The organism is Streptomyces sp. TLI_185, from assembly GCF_003814765.1.
In the GTDB taxonomy this organism is placed as follows: Bacteria; Actinomycetota; Actinomycetes; order Streptomycetales; family Streptomycetaceae; genus Streptomyces.
This window is the reverse complement of the sequence record NZ_RKRB01000001.1, coordinates 10,379,842-10,397,617: the sequence shown is the minus strand read 5'-3', so window position 1 is coordinate 10,397,617 and position 17,776 is coordinate 10,379,842. Positions and strand designations below refer to the sequence as shown.

Below are 17,776 nucleotides of genomic sequence, written 5' to 3'. Positions count from 1 at the left end.
AGGTGGGCCAGGGCAGCCGAGCGGGCGGAGGCTGCGGTGATTTGTGTGACGCCGTGAGGGCAGTGCTGGCACACGAGGACGAGCTCGTTGGCGTGCGAGCGTAGTTCCACGGTCCAGGCGCGTGGCGTTGCCGGACATGCTGTGCGCAGCCTCATGGGCGCGTGTTCCTTCAGTTGCTTCCGTACTGATCCCGCTCTTGGTTGTGCGGGACGGCCGCCCACCGTAGTGCAGACCTCTGCCCTCCCATGGTCGCCGTCACCTGGGAAAATAGGGCAGAGGTCTGCACTGACAGGGCAGGGGTCTGCACCGTCGGATGGACGGGTGACGATCTTGCCGCCCGATCCGGACCTCGACGCGCTGCGGTTGGAACTCGCGCGTCTGCGGGCCGCGCGCGGGTGGAGCTACGACGAGCTCGCCGCCCGCAGCGGCCTGGCCAGACGCACCGTCATCGAGATCGAACAGGGCCGCACCATCGGCACGCTGAAGACCTGGCACGCTCTCGCCCACGCGCTGGACACGCCGTTCGACGAGCTCTTCAGCACGCTGTGCCGCGGGCACGACCTGCCCGGCCCGGCCCGCGACTGACGCCCTGCCACGCGACTGCCGCAGACCACCCGAACCGGCGAGACCATCTCGAACGCACGACATCTCTTCGCACGCCAGTCTCACGGAGTGCGGCCGAACGGGCGACCCGTCAGAACTGCTGGCGCGGATCCGGCGTGTTGACTGGCAGCTTCCCCTGCATGCGCTCCACACCACCTTCCGCAGCCCGGCACTGGGACGGTAGCCCGGTCGTCGCCCACCGCATGCGCCGTTCCCTGCAGGTCACCCCCGGCGGCGCCAGCCGACTACTGCGCTGCGGCCAAAACGACCGGTGCCACGACTGCGGCAACCGGATCGAGTGGTACCACCGCGACACTCAGCGATCCGTCCGCCTCCACCCGCACGAACTGCCGTCCGCCCGGGTGCCCGCCGGGTGCCGATGGCACGTCAGCTCCGGCATCGCCTACCCGGCCGGGGACGGCAGCAGCTGGTGCCGTCTGCCGCACGCCGTCGTCTGTCCCACCCGAGACGTTCCCCCCGCCCCTCCCGAGCTGGCCGAGCTGCGCCGGTCGCTGGCCGTGAACACCCGTCGCCTGATCGACGCCGGTGCCTTCACCCCTCCTCTCCCCTCGCCAGAGGGCCCGGCGCCCCAGGGGGAGAGCTCGGCGGTCTGCCGCCCGGCCCGTCCCATCGTGCAACTGCTGTACGTGCGCTACCTCGCCGCCCGCCCGGTGGACGAAATCCAGTGCATCGCCCAGACCCGGCGCCGCCACCGCTGCACCAGCGCCCTGCTCTCTCCCGGCACCCCGGCCGGCACCTGGACACTGATGCCGGCCACCGCCACCAGCGGTCAACTGGCCCTGCCCGCAGCGAACATGGCGGTCTACAACCTCAGCGGCCTCCCGTACGCCGAGCAGCTGCGCTGGCGCGCCCAGCGCTGCCTGCAGCATGCCGCCATCCCCACGGCCGCCGACCTGGCGGTGGCCGAATGGGAACCCTTCGATCCTCTGCGCCACCACGAGCACATCCACACCCGCCTGCCCACCCACGTCCGGCGCCCCGGTGCCACGAGCCGTACGCAGGAGGCAACCCGCCCATGACTGCATGCCATGCCATTGAGATCATCCTGACCAGGCCCGCCACCCACAGCGAGCTCCGGCACGCCCGGCGCGGCGTCCGGCTGGCCGCGAACGCGGACCGCACCCGGCTGATGTCGGTGCAGCGCGCACACACCGCAGCCGGCGCCCTGCACGTGCTGCGCCGCCGACTGGGCACACGGTTGCCGATCGACGTCCTGACCACGCATTACCCAGACGGGCATGGCCAGGTCTTGCTCAACGTCACCCTCGGCCACGGCGCCGACAGGGTCCTGCGCCGGGACGCGGCGATCCTGGGGCAGTGGCCCCAGGACGTGCTCCGCCAGCGCGTGACCGCGGCCCTGGCCCGGGAGGAACAGAACCGCGCCCGGCGCCTGAAGGACCGGCTCGAGGGGCTGTTCGCCGACCACACGCCGGAGGAAGTCCTGGTCGGCGCAGCCAGCTGCGTACGCAACCGTCAGCACCACCGCGCACCAGCAACGCCGTAACGCCTCTCCCCCGCGCAGCTCCCGGCGGGTGGCCGCAGACGGCCCTCCCTCCACCTGTCCCTCATTTCCCTTTTGCGGAGCCCTTGTTGCACACGTCCACCGATGAACAGGCCCACGCCGTCGCCGCTTTCCAAGCCGGTCACCATCTCGTCCTGCAGGCCGGCGCCGGGACGGGAAAGACCAGCACCCTCGGCCTGCTCGCTGCCGGCACTCGTCGCCGCGGCCCCGCTACTTCGCCTTCAACAAGGACATCGCCCGGGATGCTGCCGCCCGCTTCCCCCGCTCCGTGCTGTGCAAGACCGCTCACGCCACGGCCTACGCCGCCATCGGCCACCGCTACACGAACCGGCTCAACAGCCCCCGCCAGCCCGCGTGGAAAACCGGCCAGGCACTCGGCATCACCCGCCCGCTCCGCATCGGCGATCACGAGATCGGCCCCAGGGCGCTCTCCCACACCGTGCTGCGCACCGTGACCCGCTACTGCTACTCCGCCGACCGCACCCTGGCCCGCCACCACGTGCCACGCATGCGCCGGCTGAACACGGCCGACGACCACGCCCAACTCGCCGACCAGGTCCTGCCGTTCGCTCTCAAGGCCTGGGCCGACCTGCACAACCCCGAGCAGGGCGTGGTCCGCTTCGAACACGACCACTACCTGAAAATGTGGGCCCTGACCGAACCGACGATCGAAGCCGACTTCCTCTTCCTCGACGAGGCCCAGGACACCAACCCGGTCCTGGAAAAGGTCTTCGCCGCCCAGCGCGGCCACGCCCAGCTCGTCATGGTCGGCGACTCCGCCCAGGCCATCTACGGCTGGCGCGGCGCCCGGGACGTGATGAGCGGCTTCGACGCCACTCCCCTCACCCTGACCCGCTCCTTCCGCTTCGGTCCATTGATTGCAGAGGAGGCCAACCGGTGGCTCGCGCTCGCCGATGCCCCCATCCGCCTGACCGGCACCGACGCCATCGCCACCGAAGTCGGCAACCTCGACCGGCCGGACGCGGTGCTGTGCCGCACCAACATCGGCGCCATGGCCGAAGTCATGCGCCTGCTCGCCGCCGGCCACCGCGTCGCCCTCACCCGGGGAAGGCAACAGCTGGCCGCGCTCGCTCTCGCGGCCCGCGACCTCAAGGACGGCCGCCGCACCCCCCACCCCGAACTCGTCCTCTTCACCTCGTGGGGCGAACTGCAGGACTACGCCGCGTACGACCCCGCCGGACGCGACGTCCAGCCCTTCGTCGACCTCGTCGACACCCACGGACCCGATGCCATCCTCGCCGCCGTCGACCAGCTCACCGACGAAAACCGTGCCGACGTGACCGTCTCCACCGCCCACACCGCCAAGGGCCGGGAATGGCCCACTGTTCAGATCGGCAACGACTTCCCGCCACCCAAAGACACCGACCAGCACGATGCCCAAGGACGCCCCATCCCCGAACCCGTCAGCGACACCGACGCCCGCCTCGCCTACGTCGCCGTCACCCGCGCCCGACAGCACCTCGACCTCGGCGGCCTCTCATGGATCACTACCCACCCCGCCCCACCGCGTTTGGCCTAGAGCAACCGACCGACACACAGCCTTCCGGCGCACGAACCGGTCTCATGAGGCGCCGCACGCTTCTCTGTACAGACCGTGAACTGGTTGATCAGTCAGTAGCCAGCTGCGCGGACAACAGCTCTCCGTCCCGCACCACATGCACACCCGGTCCACAAGCCCGTCCTGCCTGTCGCAACCTCAGCCTGCAGCAGAAAACAACCCAGGCTCGTCATGCGTACTATCGCTAGACACAACTGTGCGGCAGTAACGGCTACTGCTCACATGGCACCAGGAGAAACAGCACACACGTTAGATTTTGCATACGCCGCGAGCTCGCTGCTTGCTGGCCGTAGCACCCAGGAAGGGTGTGAGCACGATGCCCGAAACCACTGCCGAAACCACCGAGTTGACCTCACAGTACAGCGCGCAGGTGGCCGCAGACCTTGAACGCAACCTCAAGGAGCAAGACCGTCTCAGCGGTGAAATCGATGCGCTCCAGGCGCAGTTGGCCGCCCTGCGGCACGACCACTCCGTCCTGGTGAACATCCAGCAGGCCCTAGGCATCACGGCAGTGCCCGCGGCCCCTGCAGCCGAACCCGTCGCGACGGTGCCTGCTCCCCGCAAAAAGCGAGCAGCCGCGACAGGCAAGGGCAAGCAGACGAAGGTCGAGAAGCCCGCCGCACCGGCCCGGAAGAGGACCGGCAAGAAGAGCCCTGCCAGGACGCCGGCCGCCTCGTCGACCACGCCCACGCTCGTCGACCTCGTGCGCGAACATCTGGCAGGCCAGAGCGAACCCCGCTCTGCCACCGAAATCAGCGCCGCACTGGGACAGCAGCACCCTGAGCGCACCGTCAAGACGACCGTGGTGCGCACGACGCTCGAGGGGCTCGTGGCCAGGAACCAGGCCCAGCGCACCAAGCAGGGTGCGTCCGTCTTCTACACCGCCCCCGAGGTGGCTGAGCCGGCCCACAGCGAGCAGCCCGAGCAGCAGTCCGGCTGACAACGCCCCGAAGGCTAGGCCGCAGGCATCCGTTGCGCTCCTGCGGCCGGTGGAGATCACCCTTTGCCGCAGCGCGGCGCAGCGGCGCCCACGGCACCCCTGTGCAGGGCGCGGCAGGTCCCTGCCGTCAGGCCGCATGGGAGGCGGCGGGCCGGGGGCTGAGGTGCCGTACGGCCTGGCGGCGGACTGTGGTCGCCGACAGGACCAGGTAGCGGACCTTGCTCGCATCCAGTCCCATCACGGCGGCAGCGGCTGTGCTGGTGTAACCGAGCCGGCAGTGCAGGACCAGCGCGTCGTACTGCTGCGCCGGGCAGGCATCGAGCGTGATCGGAGCAGGCGCAGCGCTCTGCACGCGGGTGCGCAGCAGTGCCCAGGCCCGGGCAGGTGGGTTGGGATTGCTGACGATGTCGCACCAGCCGACCGCGAGTTCGCCCAGGACGCTGCACACCAGGCGGTGGGCCTGTGTGGGTGGCAGGTGGGCGCGGGCGTAGTCGAGGTAGCTGTCGCGGTTGAGGGCGCAGAAGGCCTCGAAGGCGGGCGGCAGCGCCGGGGTCAGGCTGGCCGGCTCGCGCGGCAGGCTGCTGGTACGGGGGCGTGGGATACGGGCCGGAGCGGCGGGGGGGCAGGTGGACTGGCGCGTGGCGTGTGTGGTCATCCGATCACCTCGGTGACGGGGCCGGCCGTGCTGGGCAGCGGGCCGGCCAGGGCGGCGCATGCGGCGTTCCAGAGGGGTCGAAGCGGCTGCGCTTCGGCGTTGAGGGCGTGGGCGAGTTCCTCGACGTCTTCCCAGGCGGGCAGGGCGGTGCCGTCGAACATGCCGGTGATGGCATGCGGTGTCAGGTGGGTGTGCTCGCCGAGTTCGTCGGTGCGGGGCCGGGCGGCGGCCAGGTGCAGTCCGCGCAGAGCGGCCGGCAGGCTCTGGCGCTGGGTGGGGGCTTGTCCGCGGGCGGCCGCCCACAGCGGCTGGATCTCTGCCGGGTCTCCCCCACAGGCGAGAGTGAGCAGACGGGCCACCTTCCATGACGGGCAGCGCTCGCCGTTTAAGACGCGTGAGACGTAGGAGGCGGACACCTCGGTGTCCTCGGCCAGCTCGCGCAGGGTCTTGCCGCTGAGGCGCTGCAGATGGGACAGAGCGCGGGTGAGCACGGCGGCCGGACCGGCCGGGTGACGGTCGGGGTCTCTGGCCCGGGAGGGTGTCATTTCTCCCCTGCTGGAGGCCGGGCGGCGCTGGTCGGGGAGGCGGGCCGTGGAGACCGTGCGCGGCGCCGAGGTGGGCGGCGGGGCGGCGGCCTGACGGGGGAGGCGGACTCGTGTCCGGGTGCGCAGCGGGCGGCTGTCCATACGGCGGCGTACGGCGTCGGCGGAGAGCTTGCGGGTGAGCTGCTCCGGGGGCAGGCCCAGGCACTGGGCGATGTCGGCGTTCTTCTGCCGCTGGTCGCGCGCCTGTTGGATCAGGACCGCCTTGAGGTCTTCCAGATCGCCTTCTACGACGCGCAGCAGGGTCAGGGCTGCCAGCGGCTGCTGTGCATGGGTTAAGCGCAGCATGTGGGTGATCACTCGGGCCAGGTCGTCGGCGACCTGGTCGGCGAACTCGTTGTGCGCGAGCGCGTCGGGGGTGGGCGACTTCTCGCGGGCCCTGCGGTAGGCACGACCGCAGGCGTCGCTGCAGTAATGGCGCGGCCGTCCGGAGCCGGCGCTGCGGCCGATCGGATTGCCGCAGCCGGGGTTGAGGCAGTGGGCGGGGCCAGGGTCTTTGGGCGTCATGACAGGGGTCATCCCTTCCTCGAAGGTGCTACCGGGGACGAAGGGCGTGCGGAAATGGGGAGATTCGACAGAAGCCGTCAGTGCCTGTTTCTCCCTCATCCGCGACCGGGCGGGCGCGGATGCCGCAGGCCTGGTGTCCGCCGCCCGGCAGTGATGGCTGTCCGGGCGGCGGACACCTGTTCGTCAGGCGGTGCGAAGGCGCCGGTAGCGCAGGTGCGAGCGACGTGTTGCGGCCAGCAGCATGCAGACCGCCGCTGCGGCGAGCTCGTACATCTCGGGCCGCCAGACCAGCACGGTGCCAAGGACAGGGGCGGCAATGAACGCCCCTACCTGCATGTTGACTTCCCTGTCACGCAGCTCGCGGGTTTCAACCGCGGCCTGCTGCGGGATGTTACGGTCGAACCGCTTGGGCCGGCTCAGATCCAGTGAACGGCCGAAGACGGAGATTCGGTCAGGGGGCATTCCAACTCCTTGGTCGAAGCAGAGAGTTGAGTTGGGCCCCGGTCTGGTATCCCGCCGTGCCGGGGCTCACTCGTGCGTTGGGGGGACGCTACATGCTCACTCAAACGAATGCCTACCACTACGGTACGTAAATGACATCGCTGCGGTATCCGACGTCCTTGCACGTGCATAACGGTCGATGCTGGACACAACACGATCAGAATCGGTCCCCAGCATCCCCGGAACACTCAACCTCACATCCGGTACAACACAACGACCGAAGGACACGGCGATCCCGCCTGTCTCACGCGCAGTAACCGGCAGCCATCCGACCGCCTCGCAGATCAGGGAAGTCCGGCGCTCCCTCACCGCCTCTGCCACCCAACGATGGCCGCCTACCGCGGGCGGCGCGAGCTGCTGTGCGCCGCGGGCTGCTCCAACGGGCGGCACTCCGGAGCAGGACCGGGAAGGCTCACCGGGTTGGTTAGGCCGTGTTGGCGCGAGGGCGTCCTCCCCGTCGGATTGCCCGCCCGGCCAGCTGAGTCCCAGTGATTTCTAATCGCCACTACCCGCCGCGGTATTACGCTCCGGGGATGAACGGTGACCATGCGGATCCGCCAGGCCGGCGGGCAGCTTCGGGCCGTGGACGGCTGGGGCTGCTTCCGATCGGCTGGGCTCTCGCGTTGACCATCGTCGTAGCGCTGCTCATGCTGACCGGGGCAACGCTCATCGGAGGCGCCCTGCTCGGGTTCCGCGAGATCAAGAGAGAACCTCAGGTGTCGGCGGGCACCTTGTTCGATCTTCTGAAGGTCAGCTTCGCTCTGGTAGCAGGGGCGGGCGGCCTCGTGGCGCTTGTCATGGCCTATCGGCGACAGCGGCTCGCCGAGTACGCCCACGAACTCGACCAGTCCAAAGAAGATCGTGAACGTAGCCGGGTGTTCAATGAGCGGTTCAGCTCAGCTGCGGGACAACTCGGACACGAACAAGCCGCGGTTCGCCTGGCCGGAGTGTACGCAATGGCCGGCCTCGCAGACGACTGGCAAGCCCATCGGCAGACCTGCATCGATGTGCTGTGTGCCTACCTGCGCATGCCGTACCCGCCCGCGCCAGCCGACACCTCCCCTGAGTACGTCGGCTGGCTTCACTCTCGGGAGGTCCGCCACACCGTCATACGTGTCATCACCGCCCACCTTCGGGACGACGCGGCCGTTTCCTGGTGCGGACACGATTTCGACTTCACCGGAACCATCTTTGACGGCGGTGACTTCACTCGCGCAAGGTTCACGGGTGGCACGGTCATTTTCAAGCGCGCCAAGTTCTCCAGCGGAGAGGTTGCCTTCCACGACGCTAGCTTCGCTGGTGGCGTTGTGGGTTTCTGGGCGACAGAGTTCCAAGGCGGTCGGGTCTACTTTCCCGATGTAACGTTCAGCGGTGGCACCGTCTCCTTCGAGGAAGCCAAGTTCGTCGCTGGTCTGGTCTGTTTCGACCGCGCCAAGTTTGTCGGTGGCCGGGTCCACTTCCGCGCTGCTGAGTTTGCCGGCGGTGAGGTCAACTTCCTTGACATCATGGACTGGTCCAGGCCGCCGGAGTTCGATCCCGACCAGCCGCCGGCAGGCGTGCTGATCACGCACCATCCGGGCACTGCCTAACACTCCGACTCGGAGGGTCACCGGGTTGTTGGGTCAGGCCACGTTCGTGAGGGGGCGAAGGCCCCAGCGGATGCCCTTCTCTCTGCGGATGCGAGCGCGTTCCTTGCGTTCGGCGGCCAGGACGTCGCGGTGGTGGGCGTTGGCGTTTCGCCAGCGCAGGTAGGCGCGCAGGACTCGGGTCTGCGCGGTGTGCCGAGGTGCCCGCGATCCGATCATGCTCAGCCTCCGCTGGGCGTGCTACGCCTCGGCGTGGACTACGGATTCGGATCCCTCGGCTGCCACGACGAGAATTCCCTCCTGTTCGTCACACAGCAGAGACGCGTGGCGCACCCTGGTCATGCAGGGCGACGGACTCCCCCTTCGCCTGGCCACCACCACATATATCCAACAAACGATCCACCATTGTTCCGACACACCGCACGCCGCCCGCCGCGGCCGAGTCACAGCAGGAGGCTCAACCCGAGTAAATCCAGTAAGCGACGATGGTGACCGGCCAGACAGCGATTCAGCGCTTTAGCCGAGAATTCTCTCCAAGATCAGTTGCACCTGGCCCAGGAGAGGAGAGCTCAGCCATCCTGGCCAGCGGGAGGCAGCCACGCATGCTGGTCGACGTGTTCTGATCCGGCGTGAGGTGGTTCATGATGTTCTTCATGAGGCACGGGGGACGCGGCTGGGTGCCGCAGCGCGTGGGCAGGGTGTATCTGCTGTTGTCGTTACTGGGGCCAGGTGCCGCGCTGATTCTGGCCCGCCGGTTTGATCTTGGTGTGCCCGCAACGGCGGTGACGGTGTTGCTCGGGCTGGCACCGGCGTATCTGGCCTGGGCGTCGTTCCGGGCCGACCGGGTCGAGGCTGACCCCGTTGATCTGGACAGGGTGGTCGACGAGTTGGCCATGGCGGTCCGGAACCAGTGGGACAGCGAGGTGGCCGTACGCCGGGTCCACGATCCCTATCCGCTGCCGGTCGCCTGGCAGGTGGCCCCCGGCGACCTGGCTGAGCCGTGGGGGTTTCTTTCGGAGCTGGCCCGGGCCTGGCCCGGCGGCCCCCCGGGTGACCCGGCCCTTTGGCCGCCGGATGCCTCCGGGCTGGCGGGACGGGACGGAGAGATCGGGCAGGTGTTCCTTGAGCGGGTGCCCACCCGGCGCCTGGTCATCCTGGGTGAACCCGGCTCCGGCAAGAGCGTGTTGCTGATCCGACTGCTGCAGGACCTCCTGGCCCGGCGCACCACAACTGATCCCGTGCCGATGCTGTTCTCCCTCGCGTCCTGGGACCCCCGCCAACCGCTGAAGGCTTGGATGGCGGACCAGCTTCGCCACGCCCATCCCGGCCTGACCGCTGCCGCGCCATCCCCGGTCGCGCTCACCGCCACCGCAGCGGACGGGGCGGGTGATCTGGCGCTGTACCTGCTGAACGCGGGCCGCGTTCTGCCTCTGTTGGACGGGCTCGACGAACTCCCGCCCGCCCAGCACGCCATCGCCCTCGACCTGCTCAACCGGGACCTGGCGGCGAGCCAGCCCCTGGTCCTGACCAGTCGCACCGCCCCCTACCATGCGGCGATGGCCCGCCCGGGCACCACTGTCCGTCTCAACGGCGCCGCCGTTTTGCAGCTGTGTCGCCTGGGTGCCCGGGCTGCCGCCGACTACCTGAGCCGGGACGCCGGCGGCCCCGACAGCCCCGCCGCCGAACGCTGGAGCAGCGTGGTCACCCACCTGGGGACCGACAGCCCGGTCGGACAGGCGCTGTCCACGCCGCTGGGCCTGTTCCTGGCCCGCACCATCTACAACCCGCGCCCCGGCGCGCATCCCGGGTCCGGGGCGGCACGGCACCCGGACCCGGACGAGCTGTGCGACACCACCGCCTTCCCCGACCGGGCCGCCATCGACGCCCATCTCTTCTCGGCGTTCATTCCCGCCGCCTACACCTCCCGCCAGGCCCACCCGCCGCGCTGGACCGCCGAACAGGCCCGCCACGCATTCGTCTTCGTCGCTCAGTTCCTGCAGCATCAGCGGGCAGGCAGCCCCGATCTGGCCTGGTGGGAACTGCTTACCGCCGTCCCTCGACGTATCCGCCGTCTCACTGTCGGACTCACCGTCGGCCTTGTCGCCGGGCTCGGCATGGGCCTCGGAATGGGGCTCGGGGTCGGGCCCGGAATGGGGCTCCTCTGGGGGCTGGCGGCCGCGGTCGTGATCGGGCTCGCGTCCGCTCGCGCGGAGGGAGACGCAGCCAAGCTGGCCACCGGGCTTCGCTTGGACCGCGCGGCGGTCCCGTTCGGGCTTGTGGTCGGGCTCGCCGCATGGGGGCTCGTGGGCCTGCTCGGGATCACGCTCACGGCCGGGCTGCTGTTCGGGCTCACCTTTGGGCTCACGTCTTTGCTCATGGGCGGGCTGCGACCTGGTGAGGTCGATCTCACCGTCAGCTCCGCCCCAGCGGTCTTGTACGACGTGGACCGCCGCGCATTCCTGTTGGCCGGGCTCCTGTACGGACTCCCGATCGGACTGTCTCTGGGTGCCACGATGGGGCTTGTCTTGTCCTTGACGATCGAGGCCTCGGCCGTGATCGGGCTTGGGTCCGGGCTCGCGGTCGGGCTCGCGTACGGCCTTCAGGAAACAGCATGGGGACGATCCGCAATGTTCCGCGCCTACCTGACGGTGCGCCACCGCATCCCGTGGGACCTGCCGGCATTCCTGCAAGATGCACACCAACAGCGCGGAGTCCTGCGGCAGGTCGGCCCCGTGTACCAGTTCCGGCACATCGACCTGCAACGTCACCTCGCCCAGTAGGAAGATGTGACACAGCTCAGGCTGCTGGGGGCGTCGTCACCATGCCGACTCTGGCCACCGCCCTGGGGCCGAGAGAGCGCCTCCGGCACCACCTGCAGGAACAGCGCTCACAACTCATCGGGCTGGGCCAGATGTCGCCAGTCTGAACCGTGCCGGGTCTGGTGGGCATCAATTGACGTGCATGTCAAGGCAGTTGGTCAGGTCCTGCGGGGCTGGTCGAATTGCGCATGCCACTTGATCGTCGACAGCACTACGACGGGCGCCGGTACTGGTTCAGGCCGCGATTCCGTGAAATCCCCAGGTTCGAGGTGTTGCCTGCTGGCAGGTCAGGGCTCGGTGAGTTCTTCCAGCTGTTGAACGACGTGCTCGATGGGGCCGGTGGCGTCGATCTCGACGGTTGCCGTTGCCCGTAGCAGTGGTTCGACGGTGGCGAGGTGATGGAGAACGGCGTCTCGTTCTTCGGGCTGCTTGCCGTAGGGGTTGGTAGTGCGGGCTGCGATGTGGGCCAGTAGCACCTCGCTGGGTACGCTCAGCAGCACGATGTGGTCGAACAATGGGTAGAACCGGCCCTGGTTGGTCTTGCAGCCGGCCACGAAGAGGCTGCCTTCGCGGTGGCTGCTGAGCAGGTGGGTGATGGCCTGTTCCCGCCAGATCCAGTCGGTCGAACCGTCTGGCAGCGTCACCCAGTGGCTCCAGATCTCGGTGTCCGTGTCCACCGCCGTGTGCCCTCGCTGGCGCAGGTGGTGGAGGGCCGTCGACTTGCCGGTGCCCGACATTCCGGTGCGGATTCGGTGCGCTGCGGGTAGTACACCGCGCGGAACTCCTCCAGCAGCACCGTGGCGGTGGCGGCGGAGACGATGCCGTCCCGCTCGGCGAGGTCAAGGACGTGACGGAGGTTGACGAGCGGCCAGGTCAGAGCCTGCCGGTCGCCGTCGGGTGTGTGGCCGACGGCGACCTCGTCGTACCGGTGAGCTCGCCGGTCAGGTAGCGGCGGAAGATGCAGCCGACCCCTTCCATCCCGAAGGAGTGCAGTTCGGCGGCGCGCAGGGCGCCGATGCTGGCGGCGCCGATCATGCGTACGCCCCGCGCGAGAGCGGCGAGGATCTCCTTGTGCCGCAGGGCGGCCGTCTGGTGGTAGAGGCCGTCGATGAGGACCACCGTGTCGGTGTCGGCGATCGCGGGGTCAAACAGATCACCGTGGCGCGCGGGCGGCAGAACGCGGACGGCAGCATCGGCGAGCAGGGGTTCGTCGGGCGGAAGGGTGGGCCCGACGTACACGTGGATCATGAGGGACTCCGGTTGGGGACGGGGAGAGGAAGTGCCCCTCGCAGGTGCTGTGAGGGGTACTTCCGTGGTGCCGGGCCCGGCCAGGTGGCACGCCGTTACACGGCTGCTAGCTGGCCGGGCTTTCGCGCCGGATCAGCCGGCGCTGTGGGTCAGGACCTTCGTCCTCGCCGTCCTCGATCCGTACGGCGCTGGTCTGGTCGATGAGCGTGGTGACCGTCTCGGCGCCCACGGGCCTGGCCTGCGCGACGACTTGCGACTTCGAGTCCTCCATGGGGCCCTCCCCTCTGTCGTATGCGGCAGTTGCGGAGCGGGTGCTCGCGACTGGTGGTGCCACGGATCCGGCACGGGCCGGATCCGCCTGCCCGTCCTTGCGGACGGGAGGTCTGGTGATGCGGATCGCGCCGCCGTGTACCGGCCAAGAAACTTGGGGGGTGCGGGGCGGCGGCGCGGTCATCCGCTGGCCGGGGGCGAGGAGGAGCAGGCCAGCCGGGTCGGGTAAGCGGTCCGGCCGCCGGGAACGCCGGCGCGTGCTGCGCGGTCGTCTGACCGGCCTTCGGCCTCAGCCTGAGAGTCTGCCGGGTGGTCGTCCCAGCCGGTGAGGCCCTGTTGTGCGTCGAGGGCCGCGACCAAGGGGTTGGTCCCGGCGGTAGAGGTGTCCATGAGGTGTCTCCGGTGATCGGTGAGGGTGCGCTGCCCCGCCCGGCTCACGGGGGCCGGGCGGGGCAGCACGCAGATCCGCGACGGGGGACGCGCGGACCTGCGGTCCGGTGGCTAGGTGGTCGGATGGGAGAGCTGGTGGGTGGTGAGGAAGAGCCTGAGGTTGGGCCAGTCGTCGGCCAGGACGGCCATTGACGTGCACGGACAGCTCGTGGTGTCGGTGGCGTGCCAGCGGGCAGCCTCCTCGCGCAGCACCTTCGTGGTGACGGTGTCGATCAGATCGGCGGGGTGGTCCTGTGTGCACTGCGTCGACACGACGTGGACCGTGGCCCGGGTGCCGTCGAACACGGTCGTCACGATGACCCGGTCCCCGCGGAGGGTGTCGAGGGCCTCGGTGACCAGTGCGCGGGCCCGACTCACCAGGACCTCGACGACTGGGTCCGCCAGCCGCCAGGATCCCAGGGCGACACCCACGTTGAAGGCCGCGCGGTCGGGGGTGGCGGGGTCGCTCGTTGCGTAGTGGCGGGTCGCCTTGCACGAGCCGGGCCACGGGGTGGCCGGCAACTCGGCGTCCGCAGGCGGGCCGGGGTGCGGGGCGGTCACCATGTCGCCCCCTGCCGGACGGTGACGACGTTGACCGTCGCGTACTGGCACGGGCCCGTGGTCAAGGTGGTGGTGCCCCAACTCGATTCGGTGAACGCCCCCTGCCTGCTGGGCAGTAGGGCGCCCTGGGCGGGGTCGGGAGTGCGGGTGGGGATCACGCTGACGGTGGCGCGGGCGCTGTCGCGTAACTGTGGGACGTCGGTGTTGCCCTCGATCATCACGGTGACGGCGATGTACGGGCTCGGCTGGAGCTTAAGCACGTCGTCGACGTACTCGGCGGCGAGCTCGCCAAGGAGATCAGCCACTCCCGCGGCGACGCCCCACGCGTCGAACGTGCCAGCCACTCCGGCGTGCACCCGGTGCTGCACATCGAGGGTGACGGGCCAGGTCCGGCGCAGGGCCTCGGCCCGGATCTGCGCGGCATCGACGCGCGGAAACGTCATCGTGTCATCGTCACGGGTGGGTACGGGGGGCATCGGCCGCGTCCTCGGGGGTGTGGGGGGAGTCGGTGTCGTCCTGTGTGGGGGCATGGATGGAAGCCGCGCTGGCCTTGGTGGTCGGTCGCCGGGCCGGGAGGTTCAGGCAGGCCCACACGGCGGTCCCCCGTCGCGCGGGCACTGCCCCGGATCGGGCGGCCAGGGCCTCGACGAGGTAGAGCCCGCGACCGTGCTCATCGTCCGCGTCGGCCTGGTGAGCGGCAACACGGCGGCGGGGGCCCTGATCGATCACGACCGCCCAGACCTGATCAGCGGTGAGGAGCAGGGCGATGGTGACGCGCTCGTTCGGGGCGTGCTCCACCGCGTTGGTGGCGAGCTCCGAGACGATCAGCGTCAAGTCCCCCACAATCCCCCGCGACATGTGCCACAGGCGGCACGTGTCCACCACGAACGCGCGCGCCGCGCGGGGCGTGCACTCGGACCGCCCAGGCAGCTGCCGGACCTCGCGCAAGCACTGCACGGTCCTCGGCCTGCTGCGGGGCGGGCGGCCCAGGCCATGCGATGGCACGGGCCGTAGCCCTGGCAGGAGTTCGCGGTCGAGATCTCTCCAGACGACCTCAAGAGCACCGCTCTGGCTGCCCTGCGTGGGGTATGCGGTCACCACTGCTGTCCCTCCCTGGGGCGGCCTGGCCTCGGGTGCTCTCCGGTCCATCCCTCGATCCGCTGTGCGAGGGCGGCAGTGCGCCGAGCCAGGACCATGGGCAGCACCTCGGCGAGTACATCGGCGCTGGTGATCTCGGGACTGCTGCCGGGCGGTGTCGTCCAGGTGCGGCCTTCCACCCAACGGCCGCTGTCGCGCGTCACGTTGGGGGCAGGGCAGCGCATCAGCGCGTTCGCCACGCACACCGTGTGCGGCTGCGGCCGCCAAGCCGCGGCGGAGCCCAGCGGCACCAAAATCTCGACGCACCTGCGGGGCACGTTGACGAGCACCGGGCCGTGCGGGATACCGCGCTCACCCAGCACGGTGAAAACATCGTCGGCGACCACATCACCGATCCGCAGCACCTCGACACCCCGCACCCGGATGAACGGGGCAAGACCCGCCTGCCACGCCAACAAGAGACTCAGCCGCGGCACCATGCCCGGCTGCCACGGGTCCACCCGTTCTTCCCACCCCGTCCCACCTTCATCGGCGCAGTGTTTTCCGGTGGCACGGCCACCTTCAACGGCACGGTGTTCTCAGACGGCTCAGTCACCTTCGACCACGCAGAGTTCCGCGACGGCACGGTCACGTTTGTCAGCGCGGTCTTCTCCGGCGGCTCAGTCACCTTCGACCAAGCGGTCTTCTCTGGCGGTACGATCGCCCTCGACTACGCGGAGTTCGGCGACGGCACGGTCTCCTTCAACCGCGCGATGTTCACGGGCGGTACAACGATCTTTGACCGCGCGATGTTCACCGGCGGCACCACGAACTTTGACCGCGCGGAGTTCTCAGGCGGCACCATCACCTTTATCGCCGCGGAGTTTTCCGGCGGCACCGTCACCTTCGACCGCGCGAGGTTTTCCGGCGGCACGGTCGCCTTCGCCCCCGCGGCCTTCTCCAGCGGCACGGTCACCTTTGTCAGCTCGATCTTCTCCGGCGGCACAGTTGCCTTCGGCCGTGCGGAGTTCTCCAGTGGTACGGTCGCCTTCGACTACGCGGAGTTCCGCGACGGCACGGTCGACTTCGACCGCGCGAGGTTGGTGCCGGGCGGCAATGTCACCTTTGAGAGCGCAGAGTCTGGTGGAACCCGCATCATCTGGGGACCATTGCCGCAGCCAGCGGGTTTCTAGCGAGCGGCGAGCGGGCCTGGCACGGCTGCTTGCTCGGCGGGACACTGATTCCTACTGTAAGGGCTTGCCGGGAATCAACACGTCGGTTTGATCTTGGTTTTGTCGGGGTCGAGAAACCTGGCGACGTCTTCCCGTGTGCGGAAACGGGCGGTTGAGGCGGGGAGATGAACACCATGGGCTTCCAGGAGCGGGCGGACGTCTTTCACTGCACGGCTGATGGTCATGGCGGTGGTGTTGAAGAGCTGGCCCAGGAGGTCCATGGTCGCGAGTTTTCGCAGGTGGAGCATGGTGACCAGGACCCGGTCGGCTGAGGTGAGCTTGGCTTTGGCACCTGCGCCAGGGGCCACCAGGCGCTCGTGACCCCGACGTGTGCGAAGTACTTGCTCGCGTTGAACCTCCATCGCTGAAGTCAACGACTCGATGAGCTCGCTGAGCTGCCGGCGGGTCATCCCGGTCAGTTCCGGGTCCTGGAGCGAACGCCGCGTGAGGCGAGCCGGTCTGTGCGCCAGGGCCTCGTCCGGTGTGCTGCCGGTGGTCGCCGCGTCCATCGGATGCTGGGGGTGGAGGGTGTAGTTCCAGTCGCCGTGGAAGCGATGGCGAGTGATGGGCAGGGCGGCGATCTCGTCGTCGCTGACACGGATGCCGGTGGGGTACTCACCGCTGTCGAGCTCGGCATGGACGGTGAGGCCGGTGCGGCTGGTGGTCGCGGCGATGGTTTGGAGCATGACTTCATGGCTGGTCAGGGGTCTGCCGCGCCAGTTCATGGTGATGTGAGAGAACAACCGGTGCTCGATCTTGTTCCATTTCGAGGTGCCGGGCGGAAGGTGACACACCGTGATCTCAAGACCCGTCTCAGCGGCGAGGTCGGCGAGCTGGGTCTTCCAGCCGCGGGTGCGATAGCCGTTGGAGCCCCCGCCATCGGCGGTGATCAGCAGTCGGCGGGCGTGGGGGTAGTCATACCGGCCGACTGCCTGCCACCAGCGCCGGATCGAGGCGACGGCGAACGCCACGGTGTCGTGATCGGTGCCGATGCTGACCCAGCCGGTGTTCGCCGCCATGTCATAGATTCCGTACGGAATCGCTTTCTCGGCCTGGCCGGGGAAGTCGTGCGTCTTGACCCTCACGGGCTGTCCTACGGGCCGCCATTCGCGCCCGGCGCTCTTGTAGTCGCCGATCAGCTCCTTCTTCTTGCTGTCCACGCTGATCACCGGGTCGCCGGCGTCCCGGTGGTCTCGTGCCTGCTCATTGAGGTAGCGAAACTGGGCGTCCCTGTCGGGGTGCTGGGCACCCTCGATGGTCTTGGCGTTGCCCTGCAGACTGAAGCCTTCCTCCCGCAGCAGGCCGGCGACCGTGTCGGCGGAGACCCGGTGGCCCTGCCGGGTCAGCTCCGCTGCCAGCTTCCGGGTCGACTTCGTCGTCCACCGCAGCGGCGACATCGGATCGCCCCGCTCGTCGGGCTCGACCAGCGCAAGCAGCGCCGACCGCAGCCCCGGATCAAGGTCCACGGCCTTCTTCCGGCCTCCACCAGGACGACGGATCCGCCCCAACAGAGCCTGATCCCACCACGCCCCAGCGACAGCGCTTCCGCCCCTATGGCCAGCCGACGCTGGCGCTCGTCCAGATGTGGCAACAACACCTGGAACTTCGCAGCCAGGACGGCCTC

The 17,776-nt window shown here is 69.1% G+C and carries 16 protein-coding genes and 4 pseudogenes; 8 read left to right on the top strand and 12 right to left on the bottom strand.

Annotation, left to right across the window (positions count from 1 at the left end; genetic code table 11):
- Positions 1 to 321: 321 nt before the first annotated feature.
- The 5 genes and pseudogenes from EDD92_RS47890 (at position 322) to EDD92_RS47870 (ending at position 4,665) form a co-directional block, all read left to right on the top strand.
- Complete coding sequence (locus EDD92_RS47890; RefSeq protein ID WP_123970104.1) at positions 322 to 585, top strand: helix-turn-helix transcriptional regulator; 264 nt, start codon at positions 322 to 324, stop codon at positions 583 to 585.
- 158 nt (positions 586 to 743) lie between these two features.
- Positions 744 to 1,643, top strand: a complete 900-nt coding sequence (locus EDD92_RS47885) for a DUF6083 domain-containing protein (RefSeq protein ID WP_123970103.1) — start codon at positions 744 to 746, stop codon at positions 1,641 to 1,643.
- Positions 1,640 to 2,128 carry a hypothetical protein gene (locus tag EDD92_RS47880; protein WP_123970102.1) on the top strand — a complete coding sequence of 163 codons (489 nt, stop codon included), beginning with the start codon at positions 1,640 to 1,642 and terminating at the stop codon, positions 2,126 to 2,128. The genes EDD92_RS47885 and EDD92_RS47880 overlap by 4 nt, the downstream gene beginning before the upstream one ends.
- 86 nt (positions 2,129 to 2,214) lie before the next feature.
- Positions 2,215 to 3,686, top strand: a pseudogene (locus tag EDD92_RS47875) (UvrD-helicase domain-containing protein).
- A gap of 355 nt (positions 3,687 to 4,041) precedes the next feature.
- A complete protein-coding gene (locus tag EDD92_RS47870; RefSeq protein ID WP_123970101.1) occupies positions 4,042 to 4,665 on the top strand; it encodes a hypothetical protein in 624 nt (207 codons plus the stop codon).
- A gap of 127 nt (positions 4,666 to 4,792) precedes the next feature.
- Here the strand turns inward: EDD92_RS47870 and EDD92_RS47865 are convergent, their stop codons facing one another.
- The 3 genes from EDD92_RS47865 to EDD92_RS47855 form a co-directional block, all read right to left on the bottom strand.
- Entirely contained in the window at positions 4,793 to 5,320 is a 528-nt protein-coding gene (locus EDD92_RS47865; protein ID WP_123970100.1) for a hypothetical protein, read from the bottom strand.
- Positions 5,317 to 6,429, bottom strand: a complete 1,113-nt coding sequence (locus EDD92_RS47860) for a helix-turn-helix transcriptional regulator (protein ID WP_123970099.1) — start codon at positions 6,427 to 6,429, stop codon at positions 5,317 to 5,319. Before EDD92_RS47860 ends, EDD92_RS47865 begins: the two co-directional genes overlap by 4 nt.
- Before the next feature lie 183 nt (positions 6,430 to 6,612).
- Positions 6,613 to 6,891, bottom strand: a complete 279-nt coding sequence (locus EDD92_RS47855) for a hypothetical protein (protein WP_123970098.1) — start codon at positions 6,889 to 6,891, stop codon at positions 6,613 to 6,615.
- Positions 6,892 to 7,463: 572 nt separating this feature from the next.
- Here EDD92_RS47855 and EDD92_RS47850 point away from each other — a divergent pair.
- Entirely contained in the window at positions 7,464 to 8,519 is a 1,056-nt protein-coding gene (locus EDD92_RS47850; RefSeq protein ID WP_123970097.1) for a pentapeptide repeat-containing protein, read from the top strand.
- Positions 8,520 to 8,552: 33 nt separating this feature from the next.
- Here the strand turns inward: EDD92_RS47850 and EDD92_RS47845 are convergent.
- Positions 8,553 to 8,720 (bottom strand): annotated as a pseudogene (locus tag EDD92_RS47845) (IS630 family transposase); the annotation flags it as partial.
- A gap of 449 nt (positions 8,721 to 9,169) precedes the next feature.
- On the opposite strand from EDD92_RS47845, the gene EDD92_RS47840 reads away from it, so the two are divergent.
- The gene (locus tag EDD92_RS47840; protein ID WP_123970096.1) at positions 9,170 to 11,296 is read left to right on the top strand and encodes an NACHT domain-containing protein; all 2,127 of its coding nucleotides are present in this window, start codon (positions 9,170 to 9,172) and stop codon (positions 11,294 to 11,296) included.
- Positions 11,297 to 11,622: 326 nt separating this feature from the next.
- On the opposite strand, the gene EDD92_RS47830 is transcribed toward EDD92_RS47840, so the two are convergent.
- From EDD92_RS47830 to EDD92_RS47805, 7 genes and pseudogenes are all read right to left on the bottom strand, one after another.
- A complete protein-coding gene (locus tag EDD92_RS47830) occupies positions 11,623 to 12,072 on the bottom strand; it encodes an AAA family ATPase (RefSeq protein WP_123970095.1) in 450 nt (149 codons plus the stop codon).
- Positions 11,976 to 12,583, bottom strand: a pseudogene (locus EDD92_RS47825) (TfuA-like protein). Before EDD92_RS47825 ends, EDD92_RS47830 begins: the two are co-directional and overlap by 97 nt.
- Before the next feature lie 106 nt (positions 12,584 to 12,689).
- Positions 12,690 to 12,854 (bottom strand): hypothetical protein, encoded by a 165-nt coding sequence (locus tag EDD92_RS50345; RefSeq protein ID WP_185124369.1) that lies wholly within the window; start codon positions 12,852 to 12,854, stop codon positions 12,690 to 12,692.
- Between the two features lie 500 nt (positions 12,855 to 13,354).
- Positions 13,355 to 13,846: a hypothetical protein gene (locus EDD92_RS47820; protein WP_123970094.1), complete on the bottom strand. Its 492-nt coding sequence runs from the start codon at positions 13,844 to 13,846 to the stop codon at positions 13,355 to 13,357.
- Entirely contained in the window at positions 13,840 to 14,286 is a 447-nt protein-coding gene (locus EDD92_RS47815; RefSeq protein ID WP_123970093.1) for a hypothetical protein, read from the bottom strand. The genes EDD92_RS47820 and EDD92_RS47815 overlap by 7 nt, the downstream gene beginning before the upstream one ends.
- Before the next feature lie 10 nt (positions 14,287 to 14,296).
- Entirely contained in the window at positions 14,297 to 14,992 is a 696-nt protein-coding gene (locus tag EDD92_RS47810; RefSeq protein WP_123970092.1) for an ATP-binding protein, read from the bottom strand.
- Positions 14,938 to 15,303 carry a hypothetical protein gene (locus tag EDD92_RS47805; RefSeq protein ID WP_123970091.1) on the bottom strand — a complete coding sequence of 122 codons (366 nt, stop codon included), beginning with the start codon at positions 15,301 to 15,303 and terminating at the stop codon, positions 14,938 to 14,940. Before EDD92_RS47805 ends, EDD92_RS47810 begins: the two co-directional genes overlap by 55 nt.
- Between EDD92_RS47805 and EDD92_RS47800 the strand changes: the two genes are divergently transcribed.
- Positions 15,277 to 16,113, top strand: a complete 837-nt coding sequence (locus tag EDD92_RS47800) for a hypothetical protein (protein ID WP_123970090.1) — start codon at positions 15,277 to 15,279, stop codon at positions 16,111 to 16,113. The genes EDD92_RS47805 and EDD92_RS47800 overlap by 27 nt on opposite strands.
- A gap of 74 nt (positions 16,114 to 16,187) precedes the next feature.
- Here EDD92_RS47800 and EDD92_RS47795 read toward each other — a convergent pair.
- Positions 16,188 to 17,686 (bottom strand): annotated as a pseudogene (locus EDD92_RS47795) (ISAzo13 family transposase).
- Positions 17,687 to 17,776: the final 90 nt, after the last annotated feature.